The sequence below is a fragment of the Pseudomonas sp. SWRI50 genome, assembly GCF_014269095.1.
GTDB lineage: Bacteria > Pseudomonadota > Gammaproteobacteria > Pseudomonadales > Pseudomonadaceae > Aquipseudomonas > Aquipseudomonas kermanshahensis.
Window position 1 is genome coordinate 16,698 of sequence record NZ_JABWRW010000003.1, and the last position, 19,461, is coordinate 36,158.

The 19,461-nt window shown below is 62.7% G+C and carries 13 protein-coding genes; 12 read left to right on the top strand and 1 reads right to left on the bottom strand.

The genetic code is table 11. From position 1 onward, the window contains the following. Positions 1–108 precede the first annotated feature (108 nt). Positions 109–2,559: a penicillin-binding protein 1A gene (locus HU750_RS04005; RefSeq protein WP_371918104.1), complete on the bottom strand. Its 2,451-nt coding sequence runs from the start codon at positions 2,557–2,559 to the stop codon at positions 109–111. A 181-nt stretch (positions 2,560–2,740) separates the two neighbouring features. On the opposite strand from HU750_RS04005, the gene pilM reads away from it, so the two are divergent. The 12 genes from pilM (at position 2,741) to gbpA (ending at position 19,430) form a co-directional block, all read left to right on the top strand. After that, the gene (pilM, locus tag HU750_RS04010) at positions 2,741–3,604 is read left to right on the top strand and encodes a type IV pilus biogenesis protein PilM (RefSeq protein ID WP_186677022.1); all 864 of its coding nucleotides are present in this window, start codon (positions 2,741–2,743) and stop codon (positions 3,602–3,604) included. Next, the gene (locus HU750_RS04015; RefSeq protein ID WP_186677024.1) at positions 3,601–4,137 is read left to right on the top strand and encodes a PilN domain-containing protein; all 537 of its coding nucleotides are present in this window, start codon (positions 3,601–3,603) and stop codon (positions 4,135–4,137) included. Before pilM ends, HU750_RS04015 begins: the two co-directional genes overlap by 4 nt. A gap of 29 nt (positions 4,138–4,166) precedes the next feature. Then, complete coding sequence (locus tag HU750_RS04020; RefSeq protein WP_189674440.1) at positions 4,167–5,147, top strand: pilus assembly protein PilP; 981 nt, start codon at positions 4,167–4,169, stop codon at positions 5,145–5,147. After that, complete coding sequence (locus HU750_RS04025; RefSeq protein ID WP_186677028.1) at positions 5,074–6,339, top strand: type IV pilus secretin PilQ; 1,266 nt, start codon at positions 5,074–5,076, stop codon at positions 6,337–6,339. Before HU750_RS04020 ends, HU750_RS04025 begins: the two co-directional genes overlap by 74 nt. A gap of 4 nt (positions 6,340–6,343) precedes the next feature. Then, on the top strand, positions 6,344–6,862 hold the full coding sequence (aroK, locus tag HU750_RS04030; protein ID WP_186677042.1) for a shikimate kinase AroK: 519 nt from the start codon (positions 6,344–6,346) through the stop codon (positions 6,860–6,862). 96 nt (positions 6,863–6,958) lie between these two features. Further along, a complete protein-coding gene (aroB, locus tag HU750_RS04035; protein WP_186677045.1) occupies positions 6,959–8,056 on the top strand; it encodes a 3-dehydroquinate synthase in 1,098 nt (365 codons plus the stop codon). 15 nt (positions 8,057–8,071) lie between these two features. Next, complete coding sequence (locus HU750_RS04040; protein WP_027592359.1) at positions 8,072–9,697, top strand: SPOR domain-containing protein; 1,626 nt, start codon at positions 8,072–8,074, stop codon at positions 9,695–9,697. A 372-nt stretch (positions 9,698–10,069) separates the two neighbouring features. Further along, on the top strand, positions 10,070–14,515 hold the full coding sequence (gene gltB / locus HU750_RS04045; RefSeq protein ID WP_186677047.1) for a glutamate synthase large subunit: 4,446 nt from the start codon (positions 10,070–10,072) through the stop codon (positions 14,513–14,515). Between the two features lie 123 nt (positions 14,516–14,638). Then, positions 14,639–16,057 (top strand): glutamate synthase small subunit GltD family protein, encoded by a 1,419-nt coding sequence (locus tag HU750_RS04050; RefSeq protein WP_099430676.1) that lies wholly within the window; start codon positions 14,639–14,641, stop codon positions 16,055–16,057. Positions 16,058–16,307: 250 nt separating this feature from the next. Continuing rightward, positions 16,308–17,372 (top strand): uroporphyrinogen decarboxylase, encoded by a 1,065-nt coding sequence (hemE, locus tag HU750_RS04055; RefSeq protein WP_027592362.1) that lies wholly within the window; start codon positions 16,308–16,310, stop codon positions 17,370–17,372. A gap of 113 nt (positions 17,373–17,485) precedes the next feature. Then, positions 17,486–17,833 (top strand): YgiW/YdeI family stress tolerance OB fold protein, encoded by a 348-nt coding sequence (locus HU750_RS04060; RefSeq protein ID WP_186677061.1) that lies wholly within the window; start codon positions 17,486–17,488, stop codon positions 17,831–17,833. Positions 17,834–17,963: 130 nt separating this feature from the next. Further along, positions 17,964–19,430 (top strand): N-acetylglucosamine-binding protein GbpA, encoded by a 1,467-nt coding sequence (gbpA, locus tag HU750_RS04065; protein WP_186677071.1) that lies wholly within the window; start codon positions 17,964–17,966, stop codon positions 19,428–19,430. Positions 19,431–19,461: the final 31 nt, after the last annotated feature.

Below are 19,461 nucleotides of genomic sequence, written 5' to 3' on the forward strand. Positions count from 1 at the left end.
GCGCAGCGGCCCCAGGATCTCGACAGCAGAAGGTCTCGCAAGGGGCTGCTGCGCAGCCCATCGCGACACAAGGCCGCTCCTACACAGGCGGCGCTAGCCTGTCAGGGGTCAGAACAGGTCCATCGGCGCTGCTTCGTCTGCTGGCAGCGGGCTTCCCGGTGCCGCGCCGTTGCCCAGTTCATCCCCCGACGGTGGCGAGTCTTCGGCCTTGAACAGCTCGAAGTAGGCGTTCGGTGTGCCCGGCGAGGCCGCGCGGCCGCTGACTGGGTCGACACGCAGGCTGAGGATGCCTTCCGGCTCCGCCGGTACGTGGTTGGGTTTGTCCTTGAGGGCGGCGCCCATGAAACTCATCCAGATCGGCAGCGCCGCAGTACCACCGTACTCGCGGCGGCCCAGGGTCTCGGGCTGGTCGAAGCCGACCCATACCGTGGTCACGTAATCGGCGTTGTAACCGGAGAACCAGGCATCCTTGGACTCGTTGGTGGTACCGGTCTTGCCGGCCAGGTCGGTGCGGCCCAGGGCCAGCGCGCGGCGGCCGGTGCCCCGTTTGATCACGTCCTGCAACATGCTGGTGAGGATGTACGTGGTGCGGCCGTCGATGATCTGTTCCGCCACTGCCGGCGTTTGCGGTGCTGGCGTGACCTGGCCAAAGGCGGCCGGCGCCTCGCCCGGCATGGCTGCGGTGCTGATCGGCTGCTCTGGCGCGGCAAGGCCTGCCTGGTCCTGGGCGCCTTGCGGCACGCGGGGCGGGTTGGCGGTGAACAGGGTCTCGCCGCTGCGGCTCTCGATGCGGTCGATCAGGTACGGGGTGATCTTGTAGCCGCCGTTGGCAAAGGTGCTCCAGCCCGTGGCGATTTCCATCGGCGTGAGGGTTGCGGTGCCCAGTGCCAGCGACAGGTTGCGCGGCAAGTCCTGCTTGTTGAAGCCGAACTTGGCGATGTAGTCGATGGTGCGGTCGACGCCCATGGCCTGCAGCAGGCGGATCGATACCAGGTTGCGCGACTTGTACAGCGCCTCGCGCATGCGGATCGGGCCGAGGAAGGTGTTGGTGTCGTTCTTCGGCCGCCAGACCTTGTCCAGGTACTCGTCGACGAACACGATCGGTGCATCGTTGACCAGGCTGGCCGCGGTGTAGCCGCTGTCGAGCGCCGCGCTATAGATGAAGGGCTTGAAGCTCGAGCCAGGTTGGCGCTTGGCCTGCATGGCACGGTTGTAGTTGCTTTGCTCGAACGAGAAGCCGCCTACCAGGGCACGAATGGCGCCGTTGTATGGGTCGAGGGTGACCAGCGCGCTTTGTGCGCCCGGCACCTGGCTGAACTTGAGCTTGCCGTCGTCCAGGCGCTGCAGGCGCACCAGGTCACCTACCTGGGCAACATCGGCGGGGCTTTGTGGTGCGCGGCCCTGGGAATTGCTATTGAGGAACGGGCGCGCCCACTTCATGGTGTCCCAGGCGACGGTTTCTTCCTGGCCGCTGCGGGTCAGCACCTTGAGGTCGGTCTTGTCGACCTGGGTGACGATGGCCGGCTCAAGGCCGCCCAGGGTGCGTTGCTTGCTCAGTTCCAGCAGCCAGGCCGCGTGGGTCTTGCCTGGGAAGCGTGCCTCGGGGCCGCGGTAACCGTGGCGTTCATCGTAATCGGAAAGGCCCGTGAGAATGGCTTTGTTGGCCATCTCCTGCATGTCGCTCGGCACGGTGGTGGTGACGCGGAAGCCCTCGGTGTAGGCATCGCTGCCATAACGGCCGACCATCTCGGCGCGGGCCATCTCGGCGACGTACGGGGCATTCACCTCAGGTGTCGGCACGTGATAGCTGGCGTTGAGCGGCTCGGCCAGGGCGGCCTGGTAGCTGGCCTGGTCAATCTTGCCGAGCTTGTACATGCGGCCAAGAATCCAGTCGCGACGCTCTTTTGCGCGCACCGGGTTGGCCAGCGGGTTGAAGCGCGAAGGTGCCTTGGGCAGGCCGGCGATCATCGCCATTTGCGCCAGGCTCACGTCGCGGATCGACTTGCCGTAATAAACCTGTGCGGCGGCATCGATGCCGTACGCCCGGTTGCCCAGGTAGATCTTGTTCACGTACAGCTCAAGGATTTCGTCCTTGGTCAGCTCACGCTCGATCTGCAGGGCCAGCAGAATCTCGTTGGTCTTGCGCGAAAAGCTGCGCTCGCTGGTGAGGAAGAAGTTCTTCGCCACCTGCATGGTGATGGTGCTGCCGCCCGTCTGGATGTGGCCGGTTTTTACCAGCTGAGTCGCGGCGCGCATCAGGCTGCTGGGGTCAACGCCGTAGTGGTTGAGGAAATTGTCGTCCTCGGCTGACAGAAGCGCCTGGATAAATTGTGGGGGGATTTCCGCGAAACGGATCGGCGAGCGGCGCATTTCGCCGAACTCGGCAATCAGCTTGCCGTCGCTGCTGTACACCCTGAGGGGGATCTGCAACTGGATGCTTCTGAGGGACTCGACCGAGGGCAGGCTAGGGCTAAGATACAGAAACGCACCGCTCACACCGAGTACGAGCGCGCTAATGACTGCGACGGAAGACCACCAGAAGAACTTCAGCAGACGTATCAAGGCTTTTGGGCGTCCAGGTTGATAAGTGAATTGCGTACGGGTCCGGCGGACCAAAAACGCTGGGCATTATAAGCATTTTTTCGCCTTGCCGGGTGACCGGCCAGGTGGCCCGTCGAACCGTTTGGCCGCTGGGGCCTAGCGCTGACGCGGGTTTGCGGCATACAGCAAAGGAGCAGCGATGCTTGGACGTTTCGGCATGGATGCCGGTTCACTCTTGGGGGTGGAAATTGCCCCCGACTCCGTTCGGATTGTGCAGCTGCAGCGACGCAAGGGGCGTTGCCAGGTCGCGGCCTGGGCGCACGAGCCGTATGAACCGTACAGTGGGGCTGATTGGGCGAGCGACCCTGCCCGGCTAGTGGCTGCGTTGCGCCGTGCCTGCAGGCGCAGCGGCAGTCGGCAGCGGCGCGTTGCGGTGGCGCTGCCGGCAAATCAGGTGATCTGCAAGGTGTGCCAACTGCCGACGGGCCTGAGTGAAGCCGATATCGAAGCCCAGTTGCTGGCTGATGCGGATCGCCTGTTTCCATTTCCGCTTGATGATCTGGCGCTGGACTTTCAGTTGCTCGGGGCCTCCGAGGCCCAGGCCGATTGCCAGGAGGTCATGGTGGCTGCCTGTCGCCAGCGTGCGCTGGAGCCCGTTGAAGCCCTGCTTGATGCAGCCGGGCTGCAGGCCGAGGCGATGGAGGTCGACAGTATCGCGTTGCAGCGGATGTTGCCGCGGGGCGCGCTTGCGGGTTCGGCATTGCTGCGCATCGAAGCGCAAGGCGCGACGCTGCATTGTTGGCGGCAGGGCATGCCCGCGCAGCGCCGCGAAGTGCACCTTGGCCAAGCACTTGGCCAATGGCCGGCGCTTTTGGGCGACGACAGTCAACTGGAATGCGTGCTGGTCGCCGGCAGTTCACCGATCGAGCAAGCGTGGCTGGATAACCTGAGTGCAGAGGTGAAACTACCCTGCCGGCCCCTGCCTTCTATTGCCGGGTTGGAGCCTGGTGGGGGCGAGATGCTCTTGGCATGCGCCTTGGCGCTCGGAGGCATGCAGCCATGATGCGTCTGAACCTTTTGCCCTGGCGCGAGCGGCAGCGCCGGTCGATGCTTCGGCGCTTTCAGTGGATGTTGCTTGGCAGTGCGGCGCTGGCCCTGTGCGCCGTGATGCTGATCGATCAACTGGCACGCCAACGTGCGCAGCAGCAAGGGTTGAGCACTGTTAGCCGTCACTCCGCCATTGCGCTGCTGGATGAACAATTGGAGCAGCACGCTGAAGTGCGTGCCGCCCACGATGCTGCCCAGGCACACGCTGCGGTGTTGGCCAGCCTGCGTGCCGATCAAGGTGTATTCCCCACGTTGCTTAGCGACCTCGAGGCCGCATTGCCTGCTGGTCTGCAGCTCACTGAACTTACGTTGGTAGGCGGCCGTTTGCAGGTGACCGGCCAGGCCGCGTCCGGTGCCGTGGTCGCTCAGTTCATACGCGACCTTGAGCGGTCCGCGGTACTGCAAGGCCTGGAGCTCAAGCGTGTGAAGCACCTGCCTTCGGGCGAAGAGTTTGTCCTGGCAGCGCGTGTGTCGGCGTTTTGGTCGTGAATGCAGCCTGGTGGGTGAGCTGGCAAGGCATGGCCGAACGTTCCGCTCGCTTCAGGTGGGGCGCTTCAGTCGGTCTGGGTGTGTTGGTACTGGCGCTGGGGTGTGGGCTACGCCTGCCGGAGTTGCGGCACGCCCAAGGGCAAGTGAATGCACAGTATGAGCAGTTGAGCGAGGAACATTCGGCCAAGGCAGCCCAAGTGCGGGAGCTGGCACGCATGCGCGCTGCGCTGGTCGCCACACAGCAGGCGCTGCACGTTGCCCGGTGGCGTCTCGCCGCTGGCGAGGGCATGAGTGACCTGCTCGATTCGCTTGCCGCCTCAGGGCATGAATTTGGCCTGCTGTTCGAGCGGCTCGATGTGCATGAGGCGGTGGAGCAGGCGCACTACCGAACCATCCCCCTCGATGTTCAGGTGGTGGGCCGGTATGCAGCACTGCGCCTGTGGTTGGATGAATGGCTTGGGCAGCTGCGGCTGCTGCGCGTGAGTGACCTGAGCATGAACGAAGTCGATGGGCGGCCTGGATTGTTGCGCGTTCGTCTGAGGGTTCACGCGCATCATGCCGATGCTACGACGCCGGCCGTTGCGTCGTTGGCAGATTTGCCCGCTCGGGCAGCGCCCGTGCCGCCATTGGTCGATCCGTTCTCCGCAGCCCCGGCGAACGTGGCACCTGGCGAATTGGGCCGTGTGCCCTTGGCGCAGCTGGAAATGGTCGGGAGCCTGGCGCAAGGCGGCGCGCATGAAGCGCTGTTGTTGTCTGCAGGCCAGTTGTATCGCGTGCGCCTGGGCGATCGGCTCGGGCGCGATGAGGGTGTTGTGGTGCACATCGACGAGCAGCGGGTCGACGTGCGCGAGCGGTGGTTCGTGGCGCGTGAGTGGCATGAGCGCACAGCCGTACTCACCCTCCGAAAACCCCTGGACCAGGAGGTCATGGACAAGGATGAAAAGGCTATGGATAGCGGCGGCGTTCGTCTTGTCGATCCCGCTGGCGACGGCAGCCCCCACTCGGGGTGAGCCACTGTCGCTGAACTTTCAGGATGTGCAGGTGCGCGCCGTATTGCAGGTGCTGGCAGACCATGCCGGCGTGAACCTGGTTGCCAGCGATTCGGTGCAGGGCAATATCACCTTGCGGCTTCAGGATGTGCCCTGGGAGCAGGCGCTGGATTTGGTGCTGCGCAGCAAGGGCCTGGCCCGGCGTGAAGAGGGCAATGTGCTGCTGGTGGCGCCGGCGGCGGAGCTTGCTGGGCAATCACTCGACGCCCGACTAGGCCAGGCGCTGGATGCGCAATTGCAACCGCTGCAGCGTGAACTGATGCCGATCCACCATGCCGTAGCCTCCGAGCTCGCAGAGCTGTTGCTGGCAACCCTGGCAGACGACGGCATCCTCACTGGGCGAGGCAGTTTGAGCGTTGATGCGCGCACCAATACCCTGGTGGCCTACCAGCCCGCTGACCGCCTTGCCGAGCTGCGCCACCTGGTGGCGCAGCTGGATGTGCCGGTGCGTCAGGTGGCGATCGAGGCACGCATCGTCGAGGCCAATGTCGATTACGAAAAGAGCCTTGGGGTGCGTTGGGGTGGGCCCTTGTACGGTGAGAACGTAAGGCCAGGCAAGGAGCTGTTCGTCGACCTTGGGGTGGAGCGTGCCGGCTCCAGCGTCGGCCTGGGCCTGCTGCGTGGCGGCATCTTGCTAGACCTTGAACTCAGCGCCATGGAAAAGAGCGGCAATGGCGAAATCATCTCGCAGCCCAAGGTGGTCACGGCCGACAAGGAAACGGCCAGGATCCTCAAAGGTACCGAGGTGCCCTACCAGGAAACCAGCAAGAGTGGCGCCACGTCCGTGTCGTTTCGCGAAGCGTCCCTGTCGCTTGAAGTCACCCCGCAGATTACCCCGGACAACAAGGTCATCATGACGGTCAGGGTGACCAAGGACGAGCCTGATTACGTCAATGCCTTGAACAACGTACCGCCGATCCGCAAGAACGAGGTCAATGCCAAGGTTCGCGTGGCGGACGGCGAAACGATCGTTATCGGTGGCGTCTACTCGACCACGCAAAACAATGTGGTCGACAAGGTGCCATTTTTCGGCGATCTGCCGTATGTTGGGCGGCTGTTTCGACGCGATGTATTACAAGAGAAAAAATCCGAGCTGCTGGTCTTCCTGACTCCGCGTATCATGAGTGACCAGGCGATTGCTGTGAGTCGTTGATTCTGTGCGAAATTTGATACTTGTGGGGCCAATGGGCGCTGGTAAAAGCACCATTGGACGCCTATTGGCCAAAGAGCTGCGCCTGCTGTTCAAAGATTCCGACAAGGAAATCGAACTGCGATGCGGCGCCAACATCCCGTGGATCTTCGACAAGGAAGGCGAGCCGGGCTTCCGTGACCGTGAGCAGGCGATGATCGCCGAGCTCTGCGGGCTCGACGGCGTAGTCCTGGCCACCGGCGGTGGCGCGGTAATGCGCGATGCCAACCGACAGGCGTTGCGCCAGGGCGGCCGGGTGATCTACCTGCATGCTTCGGTGGAGCAGCAGGTCGGTCGCACCGCACGTGATCGCAATCGCCCCCTGTTGCGTACCGCCAACCCGGAAGCGACCCTTCGCGCCCTGCTCGAAGCGCGTGATCCGCTCTACCGCGAGATCGCCGACGTGGTCGTTGAAACCGACGAGCGGCCACCGCGCATGGTGGTGATCGATATTCTCGAACGCTTGCAGCAGTTGCCGCCCCGATAAGCCGGGACTATTCTCGGCCTCCAGCGCCGAGGCGAGGTTCAACTTACCGCGTGCGTCGCCCAAGCGGCGCCGCGCCCAAGTACATTGTGGGGATACATGCAGACACTAAAGGTCGACCTGGGCGAGCGTAGCTACCCGATCTACATTGGCGAAGGCCTGCTGGACCAGCCCGAGTTGCTGGCGCCGCACATTGCCGGGCGGCAGGTCGCCATCGTTTCCAACGAAACCGTCGCGCCTCTGTACCTCGAACGCCTGGCCAAGACCCTGGGTGCCTATTCGGTGCTGCCCGTGGTGTTGCCTGACGGCGAAGCCCACAAGAACTGGGAAACGCTGCAATTGATCTTCGATGGCCTGCTCACTGCCCGGCACGACCGTCGCACCACCGTGGTGGCCCTTGGGGGCGGCGTGATCGGCGACATGGCCGGCTTTGCCGCTGCCTGCTACCAGCGCGGCGTCGATTTCATCCAGGTGCCGACCACCCTGTTATCTCAGGTCGACTCCTCGGTCGGCGGCAAGACCGGCATCAACCACCCGCTTGGCAAGAACATGGTCGGTGCCTTTTATCAGCCCAACGCGGTGCTGATCGACACCACCAGCCTCAAGACCCTGCCGGCGCGTGAGCTGTCCGCAGGCTTGGCTGAAGTGATCAAGTACGGCCTGATCTGCGACAAGCCGTTCCTCGCTTGGCTCGAGGACAATATGAAGGCCCTGCGTGCCTTGGACTCCACGGCCCTGACCGAAGCCATCCGCCGTTCCTGCGCAGCCAAGGCTGCGGTGGTCGGTGCCGATGAGCGCGAATCCGGCGTGCGGGCGACCCTGAACCTTGGGCATACCTTCGGCCATGCCATCGAAACCCATATGGGCTACGGCGTCTGGCTGCACGGCGAAGCCGTGTCGGCGGGCACGGTGATGGCCCTGGAAATGTCCATGCGGCTCGGCTGGATCGACCAGGCCGAGCGCGATCGCGGAATCCGCCTGTTGCAGGATGCAGGTTTGCCGGTGGTGCCACCACAGGAAATGACCCCGGCGCATTTCATGGAGCACATGGCGGTCGACAAGAAGGTGCTCGACGGGCGTCTGCGTCTGGTGCTGTTGCGCCAGATGGGCGAGGCCGTGATCACCGACGACTATCCGAAAGAGATTCTTCAGGCCACGCTGTCGGCGGATTACCGCGCGATCGTGGCCCAGCTTTGAGGTTGTGACAGCGCAATGACCAGTTTGCATGCCGATGAGGCCTTTCTCGACCATTACCAGTTGAGCCACGATCCGTTCGCGCCCCGCGTGCCCGGCTTCAAATTCTTCCCGGCACAGCGCAAGCCTGTGCTGGGCCAGCTGCATCACCTGGCCCGTTACAGCCAGCTGATGCTGGTGGTCACCGGCCCCCTGGGCAGCGGCAAGACCTTGCTGCGCCAGGCCCTGGTGGCCAGTACCAACAAGCAATCGGTGCAGAGCGTCGTGGTTTCTGCCCGTGGCGCCAGCGATGCGGCCAGCGTGCTCGCCCAGGTCGCGCAGTCGCTTGAGGTCGCCCAGCCTGAGGTCCAGGCCATACTGTCGAAGGTGGTGCAACTGGCGCTGACCGGGCAGGAAGTGTATTTGCTGGTGGACGATGCGGAACAACTCGACGAGTCGGCACTCCAAGCGTTGCTGGAGCTGGCGGCGGGTGTTCCGGAAGGGCGCCCGCACGTGTTCCTGTTCGGTGAGCCGTCGCTGATCGCCGGGCTGGATGAGCTGAGTATCGAGGAAGAGCGTTTCCACGTTATCGAGCTCGCCCCCTACAGCGAAGAGGAGACCCGCGAGTACCTGGAGCAGCGTCTGGATGGCGCCGGCCGGGGCATCGAGGTGTTCACCCGCGAACAGATCGTCGATATCCATGAACACTCCGACGGTTGGCCTGGCACAATCAACCAGGTCGCCCGTGACACTTTGATCGAAGCCATGATCGCCAGCCGTTCGACGGCCAAGCGACCATCCATGGGGTTGAAAATGCCTAAGAAACATGTGCTCGCGCTGTCCGCTGTGGTTGTGGTCGCCGTTGCTGCCGCGGTTCTCATGCCCAAGAAAGGCGACAAGGCACCTGCCGAGGTGCCGGCTGCCCAGGCTCAATTGCCATTAGGTGAAGGCCAGCCGGGCGCCGCCCAGGCCAATAATGGCAACCCGGCCATCGAGTTCTCCGGCTCGTCGCAGCCGATGCCACTGCCGCTGGTAGGGCAGTCGCAGCCGGTGATGCGCGAACCATTGGCCCAGGCCGCTGGCATGGGGGATGGCGAAGAGGGCAGCCCGGCCGGCAATACCGCGCTGCAGCCTGGCAACCCGCCGACCGTGACCACCATCGCACCGCCGCAAGGCGTGCCTGCCGGCCCGGCACCGACGCTGTCGAAGCCGACTGCCAGTGCACCGGTTCAGCCGGTTGCGCCTGCGCCAAAGCCCGTCGCAACCCAGCCTGCAAAACCGGTTGCACCTGCTAAGCCTGCGCCTGCGCCAACCCAGGTCGCCACAGCCAAGCCAGCCGCCAAGCCTGTCGAGAAGCCTGCGGCTACCGGCAGTAGCGGTGGTGGTTGGTATGCAGGCCAGAAACCGGGCAATTACGTGGTGCAGATCCTCGGCACCAGCTCCGAAGCCTCGGCCCAGGCCTTCGTCAAAGCCCAGGGTGGCGACTATCGCTACTTCAAGAAAAACCTGCAGGGCAAGCCGCTGTATGTCGTGACTTACGGCAGCTTCGCCAACCGTGACGCAGCGGTTGCGGCAATCAAGAACTTGCCAGCGAAGGTCCAGGCTGGTAAACCTTGGCCACGTACCGTCGCCAGCGTCCAACAAGAGCTGGCCACGGCCCGCTGATACCTGCCGGGCGGCACCACCCCGCCGCCCAGTTGCTGAGCGAATTCTAGCTTTCGACTAGCCTGCTGCGCCCGAGCGCGGCAGGCTTTTCTGTCCCAGGCTGCCGGCCACAAGCCTCTCTTGCAGTCATGGCTGAAACGCTTCAGACTCGAGCCAAGCCGCTATCACGGCGCATGGCGCAAAAACATTCAAATTTGCGACATAAATTTTCAATGGTGAGACATGAAAATTTGTGGGCATCGCTGTCGCTGTGCAACAATGGTTTTCCATGACCACCGCAAAAAAGCTGGCGTTTGATCGGCGTGGATGGTAAGTGGTTGTTAAAAAAGAGATTTGCCTCCGTTGAGAGGTGAACCTGGTGAGAAAGTGTCTATGAAAACAGGTCTGTACCATCCCGAAGAATTCAAGGACAACTGTGGTTTTGGCCTGATCGCCCATATGACGGGCGAGCCAAGTCACCACCTTCTGCAAACCGCCATGCAGGCACTGACGTGCATGACCCACCGCGGCGGTATCAACGCCGACGGCAAGACCGGTGACGGTTGCGGTCTGCTCATGCAGAAGCCCGATCAATTCCTGCGGGCCGTGGCCCAGGAACAATTTGCCGTCGAGCTGCCCAAGCAGTACGCCGTCGGCATGGTGTTCTTCAACCAGGACCCGGTCAAAGCAGAAGCCGCCCGCGCCAACATGGACCGCGAGATCCTCGCCGCTGGCCTGAAGCTGGTCGGCTGGCGCAAGGTGCCGATCGACACCCGCGTGCTGGGTCGCCTGGCGCTGGAGCGCCTGCCGCAGATCGAACAGGTGTTCATCGGCGGTGAAGGCCTGAGCGATCAGGAATTCGCCATCAAGCTGTTCAGTGCCCGTCGTCGTTCGTCCGTGGCCAACGCCCACGACACCGACCACTACATCTGCAGCTTCTCGCACAAGACCATCATCTACAAAGGCCTGATGATGCCGCGCGACCTCGCGGCGTTTTATCCAGACCTGGGTGACGAGCGCCTGCAGACCGCGATCTGCGTGTTCCACCAGCGCTTCTCCACCAACACCCTGCCGAAATGGCCGCTGGCGCAGCCGTTCCGGTTCCTCGCCCATAACGGCGAGATCAACACCATCACTGGCAACCGCAACTGGGCCATGGCCCGTCGCACCAAGTTCGCCAATGACCAGATCCCTGACCTCGAAGAACTCGGCCCGCTGGTCAACCGCGTGGGCTCCGACTCGTCGAGCATGGACAACATGCTCGAGCTGATGGTCACCGGCGGCATCGACCTGTTCCGCGGCGTGCGCATGCTGGTACCGCCGGCCTGGCAGAACGTCGAGACCATGGACGCCGACCTGCGCGCCTTCTACGAATACAACTCCATGCACATGGAGCCGTGGGATGGCCCGGCCGGTATCGTCATGACCGAAGGCCGCCACGCGGTGTGCCTGCTCGACCGTAACGGCCTGCGCCCGGCACGTTGGGTGACCACCACCAATGGCTACATCACCATTGCGTCGGAAATCGGCGTATGGGACTACAAGCCTGAAGACGTCATTGCCAAGGGCCGTGTCGGCCCGGGCCAGATCTTCGCCGTGGACACCGAAACCGGCCAGATCCTCGACACCGACGCCATCGACAACCGTCTGAAGTCGCGCCATCCGTACAAGCGCTGGCTGCGTCAGCACGCCACGCGTATCCAGGCGACCTTGACCGACGACCAGGGCGCGGCCAGCTACGATGCTGACCAGCTCAAGCAATACATGAAGATGTTCCAGGTCACCTTCGAAGAGCGTGACCAGGTGCTGCGCCCGCTGGGTGAGCAGGGCCAGGAAGCGGTCGGCTCGATGGGTGACGACACGCCGATGGCTGTGCTGTCGCAGCGCGTGCGTTCGCCGTATGACTTCTTCCGCCAGCAGTTTGCGCAGGTCACCAACCCGCCGATCGACCCGCTGCGCGAAGCGATCGTCATGTCGCTGGAGATCTGCCTGGGCGCCGAGCGCAACATCTTCCAGGAGTCCCCGGAGCACGCCTCGCGGGTCATCCTCAGCTCGCCGGTCATCTCGCCTGCCAAGTGGCGCTCGCTGATGAACCTGGAGCGTGAAGGCTTCGACCGCCAACTGATCGACCTCAACTACGAGCAAAGCGTCGGCCTGGAAGCGGCCATCCGCAACATCGCCGACCAAGCCGAAGAAGCGGTGCGCAGTGGCAAGACTCAGCTGGTGCTGAGCGACCGTTACATCGCCCCGGGCAAGTTGCCGGTGCACGCTTCGCTCGCAGTGGGTGCCGTACACCACCGCCTGACCGAGCAGGGCCTGCGGTGCGACAGCAACATTCTGGTCGAAACCGCTACCGCCCGTGACCCGCACCACTTCGCTGTGCTGCTGGGCTTCGGTGCCTCGGCCGTCTACCCGTACCTGGCGTACGAAGTGCTGGCCGACCTGATCCGTACCGGCGAAGTGCTGGGCGATCTGGACGAGGTGTTCAAGTATTACCGCAAAGGCATCTCCAAGGGCCTGCTGAAGATCCTGTCGAAGATGGGCATCTCCACCATCGCTTCGTACCGGGGTGCGCAGCTGTTCGAAGCCATCGGTCTGGCCGAGGAAGTAGTCGGCCTGAGCTTCAAGGGCGTGTCGAGCCGCATCAAGGGTGCGCGTTTCGAAGACCTGGAAAGCGACCAGAAGCTGCTCGCCGCCGAAGCCTGGAGCGCGCGCAAGCCTATCCAGCAAGGTGGCCTGCTCAAATTCGTCCACGGTGGCGAATACCACGCCTACAACCCGGATGTGGTTAACACCCTGCAGGCGGCTGTGCAGCAGGGCGACTACGCCAAGTTCAAGGAATACACCTCGCTGGTCGACCAGCGCCCGGTGTCGATGATCCGCGACCTGCTCAAGGTCAAAGTGGCCGACCAGCCGCTGGCGATCGAGCAGATCGAACCGTTGGAGGCCATCCTCAAGCGCTTCGATTCCGCCGGTATCTCGCTGGGCGCTTTGTCGCCAGAAGCCCACGAGGCGCTGGCCGAGGCCATGAACCGCCTGGGCGCGCGTTCCAACTCGGGCGAGGGCGGTGAAGACCCGTCGCGCTACGGCACCGTGCGCAGCTCCAAGATCAAGCAGGTGGCCACCGGCCGCTTTGGCGTGACCCCGGAATACCTGGTCAACGCCGAAGTGCTGCAGATCAAGGTAGCCCAGGGCGCCAAGCCGGGTGAGGGCGGCCAGTTGCCAGGCGGCAAGGTCAACGGCCTGATCGCCAAGCTGCGCTACGCGGTACCGGGCGTGACCCTGATCTCGCCACCGCCGCACCACGACATCTACTCGATCGAAGACCTGGCCCAGCTGATCTACGACCTCAAGCAGGTCAACCCGCAAGCGCTGGTCTCGGTCAAGCTGGTCGCCGAAGCAGGCGTGGGTACCATCGCCGCCGGCGTGGCCAAGGCCTACGCCGACCTGATTACCATCTCGGGCTACGACGGCGGTACCGGTGCTTCGCCACTGACCTCCATCAAGTACGCGGGCGCGCCGTGGGAGCTCGGCCTTGCCGAAACCCACCAGACCCTGCGCGGCAACGACCTGCGCGGCAAAGTGCGGGTGCAGACCGACGGTGGCCTGAAAACCGGCCTCGACGTGATCAAGGCGGCCATCCTCGGCGCCGAGAGCTTCGGCTTCGGCACCGCGCCGATGATCGCCCTGGGCTGCAAATACCTGCGTATTTGCCACCTGAACAACTGCGCCACCGGCGTCGCCACCCAGAACGACAAGCTGCGCAAGGACCACTACATCGGCACCGTCGACATGGTGATCAACTTCTTCACCTTCGTCGCCGAAGAGACCCGTGAGTGGCTGGCCAAACTGGGTGTGCGTAGCCTGGGCGAGCTGATCGGCCGCACCGACCTGCTCGACATCCTGCCAGGCGACACCGAGCGCCAGCAGTACCTGGACCTGTCGCCGCTGCTGGGCAGTTCGCACATTCCGGCGGACAAGCCGCAGTTCTGCGAAGTCGACAAGAACCCGCCGTTCGACAAGGGCGAGCTGGCCGAGAAGATGGTCGAAATGGCCATGCCGGCGATCCGCGACCAGTCCGGTGGCGAGTTCAGCCTCGACATCTGCAACTGTGACCGCTCCATCGGTGCACGCATCTCGGGTGAGATCGCCCGCTTGCACGGCAACCAGGGCATGGCCGCCGCGCCGATCACCTTCCGCTTCAAGGGGACTGCGGGCCAGAGCTTCGGCGTGTGGAACGCCGGTGGCCTGAACCTGCACCTCGAAGGCGACGCCAACGACTACGTCGGCAAAGGCATGACCGGTGGCAAGGTCACCATCGTGCCACCTGCCGGCAGCCCGTTCGAAACCCAGCACAGCGCCATCGTCGGCAACACCTGCCTGTACGGTGCCACTGGCGGCAAGCTGTTCGCCGCCGGTACCGCGGGCGAGCGCTTCGCTGTGCGTAACTCTGGCGCCCACGCTGTTGTCGAGGGCACTGGCGATCACTGCTGTGAATACATGACCGGCGGCTTTGTCTGCGTCCTGGGCAAGACCGGTTACAACTTCGGCTCTGGCATGACCGGCGGCTTCGCCTACGTGCTCGACATGGACAACAGCTTCGTCGACAAGCTCAACCATGAACTGGTGGAAATCCAGCGCATCAGTGGTGAAGCGATGGAGGCGTACCGCAGCCACCTGGCGCGCGTCCTTGGCGAATACGTGGACGAGACCGGCAGCGAGTGGGGGCGTGAGCTCTTCGAGAACCTGGACGACTACGTGCGGCGCTTCTGGCTGGTCAAGCCGAAGGCGGCCAACCTCAAGCAACTGCTGTCCAGCACCCGTGCCAACCCGCAGTAACAACAGCTGCAAGTGGCAAGCCTCAAGCTGCGAGTAAACGCAGTGCGAGGTTTGCCGGACCCAAGTGATCGACTTGCAGCTTGCGGCTTGTAGCTTGCGACTGCGGTAAAGAGGTTTTGAAAAATGGCTGAACGTCTGAGCAACGACTTCCAGTTCATCGAAGTGGGGCGTAAAGACCCAAAGAAAAAGCTGCTGCGCCAGCGCAAGAAAGAGTTCGTCGAGATCTACGAACCCTTCAAGCCGCAGCAGTCCGTGGAGCAGGCGCACCGTTGCCTGGGCTGTGGTAACCCGTATTGCGAATGGAAGTGCCCGGTGCACAACTTCATCCCCAACTGGTTGAAGCTGGTGTCCGAGGGCAACATCCTGGCAGCGGCAGAACTGTCGCACCAGACCAACACCCTGCCTGAAGTGTGCGGCCGTGTTTGCCCGCAGGACCGCCTGTGCGAGGGTGCCTGCACCCTGAACGACGGTTTTGGCGCGGTGACCATCGGCTCGGTGGAGAAGTACATCACCGACACCGCTTTCGCCATGGGCTGGCGCCCAGACATGTCCAAGGTCAAGCCGACTGGCAAGCGTGTCGCCATCATCGGTGCCGGCCCGGCGGGCCTGGGCTGTGCCGACGTGCTGGTGCGCGCCGGCGTGACCCCGGTGGTGTTCGACAAGAACCCGGAAATCGGTGGCCTGCTGACCTTCGGTATCCCCGAGTTCAAGCTGGAAAAGACCGTGCTGAGCAACCGCCGCGAAGTCTTCACCGGCATGGGCATCGAGTTCCGCTTGAACACCGAGGTGGGCACCGACATCACCATGGAGCAGCTGCTGGCCGAGTACGACGCAGTGTTCATGGGCATGGGCACCTACACCTACATGAAGGGCGGCTTCCCGGGCGAGGACCTGCCGGGCGTGCATGACGCGCTGGACTTCCTGATCGCCAACGTCAACCGCAACCTGGGCTTCGAGAAATCGCCGGAAGACTTCGTCGACATGCAGGGCAAGAAGGTCGTGGTGCTGGGTGGTGGTGACACCGCGATGGACTGCAACCGCACCTCGATCCGCCAGGGCGCCAAGTCGGTGACCTGTGCTTATCGTCGTGACGAGGCCAACATGCCGGGTTCGCGCAAAGAGGTGAAGAACGCCAAGGAAGAGGGCGTGAAGTTCCTCTACAACCGCCAGCCGATAGCCATTGTCGGTGAAGACAAGGTCGAAGGCGTGAAGGTGGTCGAGACCCGTCTCGGCGAGCCGGACGCCCGTGGCCGCCGCAGCCCTGAGCCGATCCCGGGTTCTGAAGAGATCCTGCCGGCCGATGCCGTGGTGATCGCCTTCGGTTTCCGCCCGAGCCCGGCGCCGTGGTTCGAGCAGCATGGTATCCAGATGGACAGCCAGGGCCGCGTTGTTGCGCCGGAAAAGGGCAAGTTCAAGCACCAGACCAGCAACCCCAAAATCTTTGCGGGCGGCGACATGGTGCGGGGTTCGGATTTGGTGGTAACGGCCATTTTCGAAGGCCGCACGGCTGCGGAAGGTATCCTGGATTACCTGGAAGTCTGATTGAATGCTGGGGCCGCTTTGCGGCCCATCGCGGCACAAGGCCGCTCCCACAGGGAATCGCGTTTCCGGTGTAGGAGCGGCCTTGTGTCGCGAAAGGGCCGCGAAGCGGCCCCAGGTTCCTCCAGGCTGTAGCGTTTTGTATACAAAATTGCTTGATCCAAGGCACCCAATAGACAAAACGCATGGCCTTGGCCGTGCCTTTTGTGCTGGCGTCTGAGAAAATGCCCGCACTTTTTTGCCGGATGCCGACATGACTGCCCTGAAGAACGATCGTTTCCTGCGTGCACTGCTCAAGCAACCCGTAGACGTTACCCCGGTCTGGATGATGCGCCAGGCTGGCCGTTACCTGCCGGAGTACCGCGCCAGCCGTGCCAAGGCCGGTGACTTCATGAGCCTGTGCATGAACCCGCAGTTCGCCTGCGAGGTCACCCTGCAGCCGCTGGACCGCTACCCACTGGACGCGGCGATCCTGTTCTCGGACATCCTCACCATCCCCGATGCCATGGGCCTTGGCCTGTACTTCGAAACCGGCGAAGGCCCGCGCTTCAAGAAAGTCATCAGCACCCCGGCCGACATCGAGGCACTGCCGATCCCTGATCCGCAGAAGGACCTGGGCTACGTGATGGACGCCGTCAGCACCATCCGTCGCGAGCTCAACGGCCGTGTCCCGCTGATCGGCTTCTCGGGCAGCCCATGGACCCTGGCCACTTACATGGTCGAAGGCGGTTCGTCCAAGGACTTCCGCAAGACCAAGGCCATGGCCTACGACAACCCGCAAGCCCTGCACCTGTTGCTGGACAAGCTGGCCCAGTCGGTCACCAGCTACCTCAACGGCCAGATCTTGGCCGGTGCCCAGGCTGTGCAGATCTTCGACACCTGGGGCGGCAACCTGTCGGCGGCGGCCTACCAGGAGTTCTCCCTGGCCTACATGCGCAAGATCGTCAGCGGGCTGATCCGCGAGCACGACGGGCGCAAGGTGCCGGTCATTCTGTTCACCAAAAACGGCGGCATGTGGCTGGAAAGCATCGCCGAAGCCGGTGCCGATGCACTGGGCCTGGACTGGACCTGCGAGATCGGCGATGCCCGCCGCCGTGTCGGTGACAAGGTTGCGCTGCAGGGCAACATGGACCCAACCGTGCTGTACGCCAAGCCCGAAGCCATCCGCAAGGAAGTGGCGCGTATTCTGGCGAGCTACGGCAAGGGCACCGGCCATGTGTTCAACCTCGGCCACGGTATTACCCCGGAAGTCGACCCAGAGCACGCCGGTGCGTTCATCAACGCCGTGCACGAGTTGTCGGCGCAGTACCACCAGTGATTTGATGCACTGCACAAAAAACCCGGCCTAGATGCCGGGTTTTTTGTATTAAGTTTCAATTCAGCGATCGTCGTTAATCTGGTCCCATCGAAACCGAAACAGGACCTGATCTTATGAAAGCCCGTTACCTCGCCCTGATCCTCGCCCCTTTGTTCAGCACCGCCGCACTGGCAGCGGGCTACACCGGCCCGGGCGCCCAGCCGGTGACCACCGTGGCCGCTGCCAAGGACGCCGCCGATGACACGCCGGTGGTGCTGGAGGGGTATGTGACCAAGAAGATCAACAACGACGATAAGTACGAGTTCAAGGACAACAACGGCACGATTACCGTCGAGATCGACAATGAAGACTTGCCGGCTACTCCGTTCAATGAAAAGACCAAGGTCAAAATCACCGGTGAGGTGGAAAAACACCTGATGAGCCGGGAAGTGGATGTCGACCTGGTAGAAATTGTTAACTGAATCAGCAAGAGCAAACTGACTAGTTCGCTAGCTTATTCCTACATATCGGTGCCGGACGCGTCTTTAGACTTTGGTACGTCTGTCGGGAGTTGCCGCTCCTGACCGCTCATCCAAGCGTCCGGAGTGCCCGATGAATACAAGAAAAAACCTGCGTAAATTAGTTGCCAGTAGTGTCTGGGTGGCTATTGCTGGGGCTGGCCTGCATGTGCAACTGGCCAATGCCCATGGCTATACCTCTAACCCACCCTCCCGCGCGTACGCCTGTCAATCGGGCTTGAACAGTGGCTGTGGTCCAGCCATGTACGAGCCGCAATCTGTCGGTGAAGGGCCTAAAGGCTTCCCGCAACGCGGGCCCGCCGACGGTAAGATTGCGAGCGGTGAGCTCACCAGTTTTGCCCTGCTCGATGAGCAAACGGCCGGCCGTTGGCATTTGACGCCCATTCGAGATAGGCAAGTCGCGTTCGACTGGTACTACGCAGTTGGGCATAAAACCACTAAGTGGGAATACTTCATCACCAAACCCAACTGGAATCCGAACGTGGCGTTGAGCCGCGAGGCATTCGAGTTAACGCCATTCTGTGAGGTCGATGGCCAAGGCAAACCTGCTCGGGGAGAAGGCCAGCCCATGACAGGCCCGGCCCTTGAAAAGCATCAGTGCACGCTGCCGGCTGACCGCACCGGGCATCACGTTATTCTGGGTCTCTGGACCATTGACGACACCGCAGCTGCTTTCCATGACGTCATGGACGTGGATATCCAGGCCGAGGGCGGACCCGCGCCAGAATGGCCGCACGTAGGCAGCATCAATCCAAATCGGCACTTGCAGGTCGGCGACAAGGTCAAGGCCCGAGCCTTCGTGGGTACGTCGGAAAGCCCGCAGTACAGCGTCAGCATTGACATTGAACATGCCGAGGAGGCCAAAAAGGATAACTGGTCGCTCAAGCTCGCCAAGCGCATCAATGAGACTCAGAACCTAGTACAAGCCGGCCGAATCGGTAGCGAAGGCATCATCAAGCCGATGCCGGGCATCAATAACATCTATGCCAAACCAGAAACCGAAATCACGAGCTATCAACTGGAGATCGAAGGGACACCGGTGGACGATAGCTACCTTCACCTGCATGGCCTCAAGCCTGACTATACCCTGACCGACGGCAAGACCATCCTGGACTTCACCGTCATGACCAACCGTCAGTTGCAGCTCACTACTCGCCTGTTTGACGCCGCCAATCAGCAGGTTGGCTTCGTTGAGCAGGACGTCGATGCCACTACCAGCCCAGTTGCAGTACCGGTCGAAAGTACCGCAGGCGAGCACCTGCTCAAGGTCGTAGGCGTCAACAAAAGCGGTCGCGTACTGCTGCAGGAAGAGCGCACGGTTCAGTTGAAAGCCGCAGGCAGCGAAGGCTACGACTTCGAATTTCCGCAGTCGATCGCCAGCTATAAAGCCGGCACGCGGGTCCTGCAGCCCAAGACCGGCGACGTCTTTGAATGCAAGCCGTTCCCCTACGAAGGCTGGTGCAAGACCTATTCGGAAAGTGCCACGCAGTATGAGCCTGGTGTAGGCAGCCACTGGCAAGACGCCTGGATCAAGCGATAAAGGAGTTGGCCCTGGTAGCCCATGATGGGCT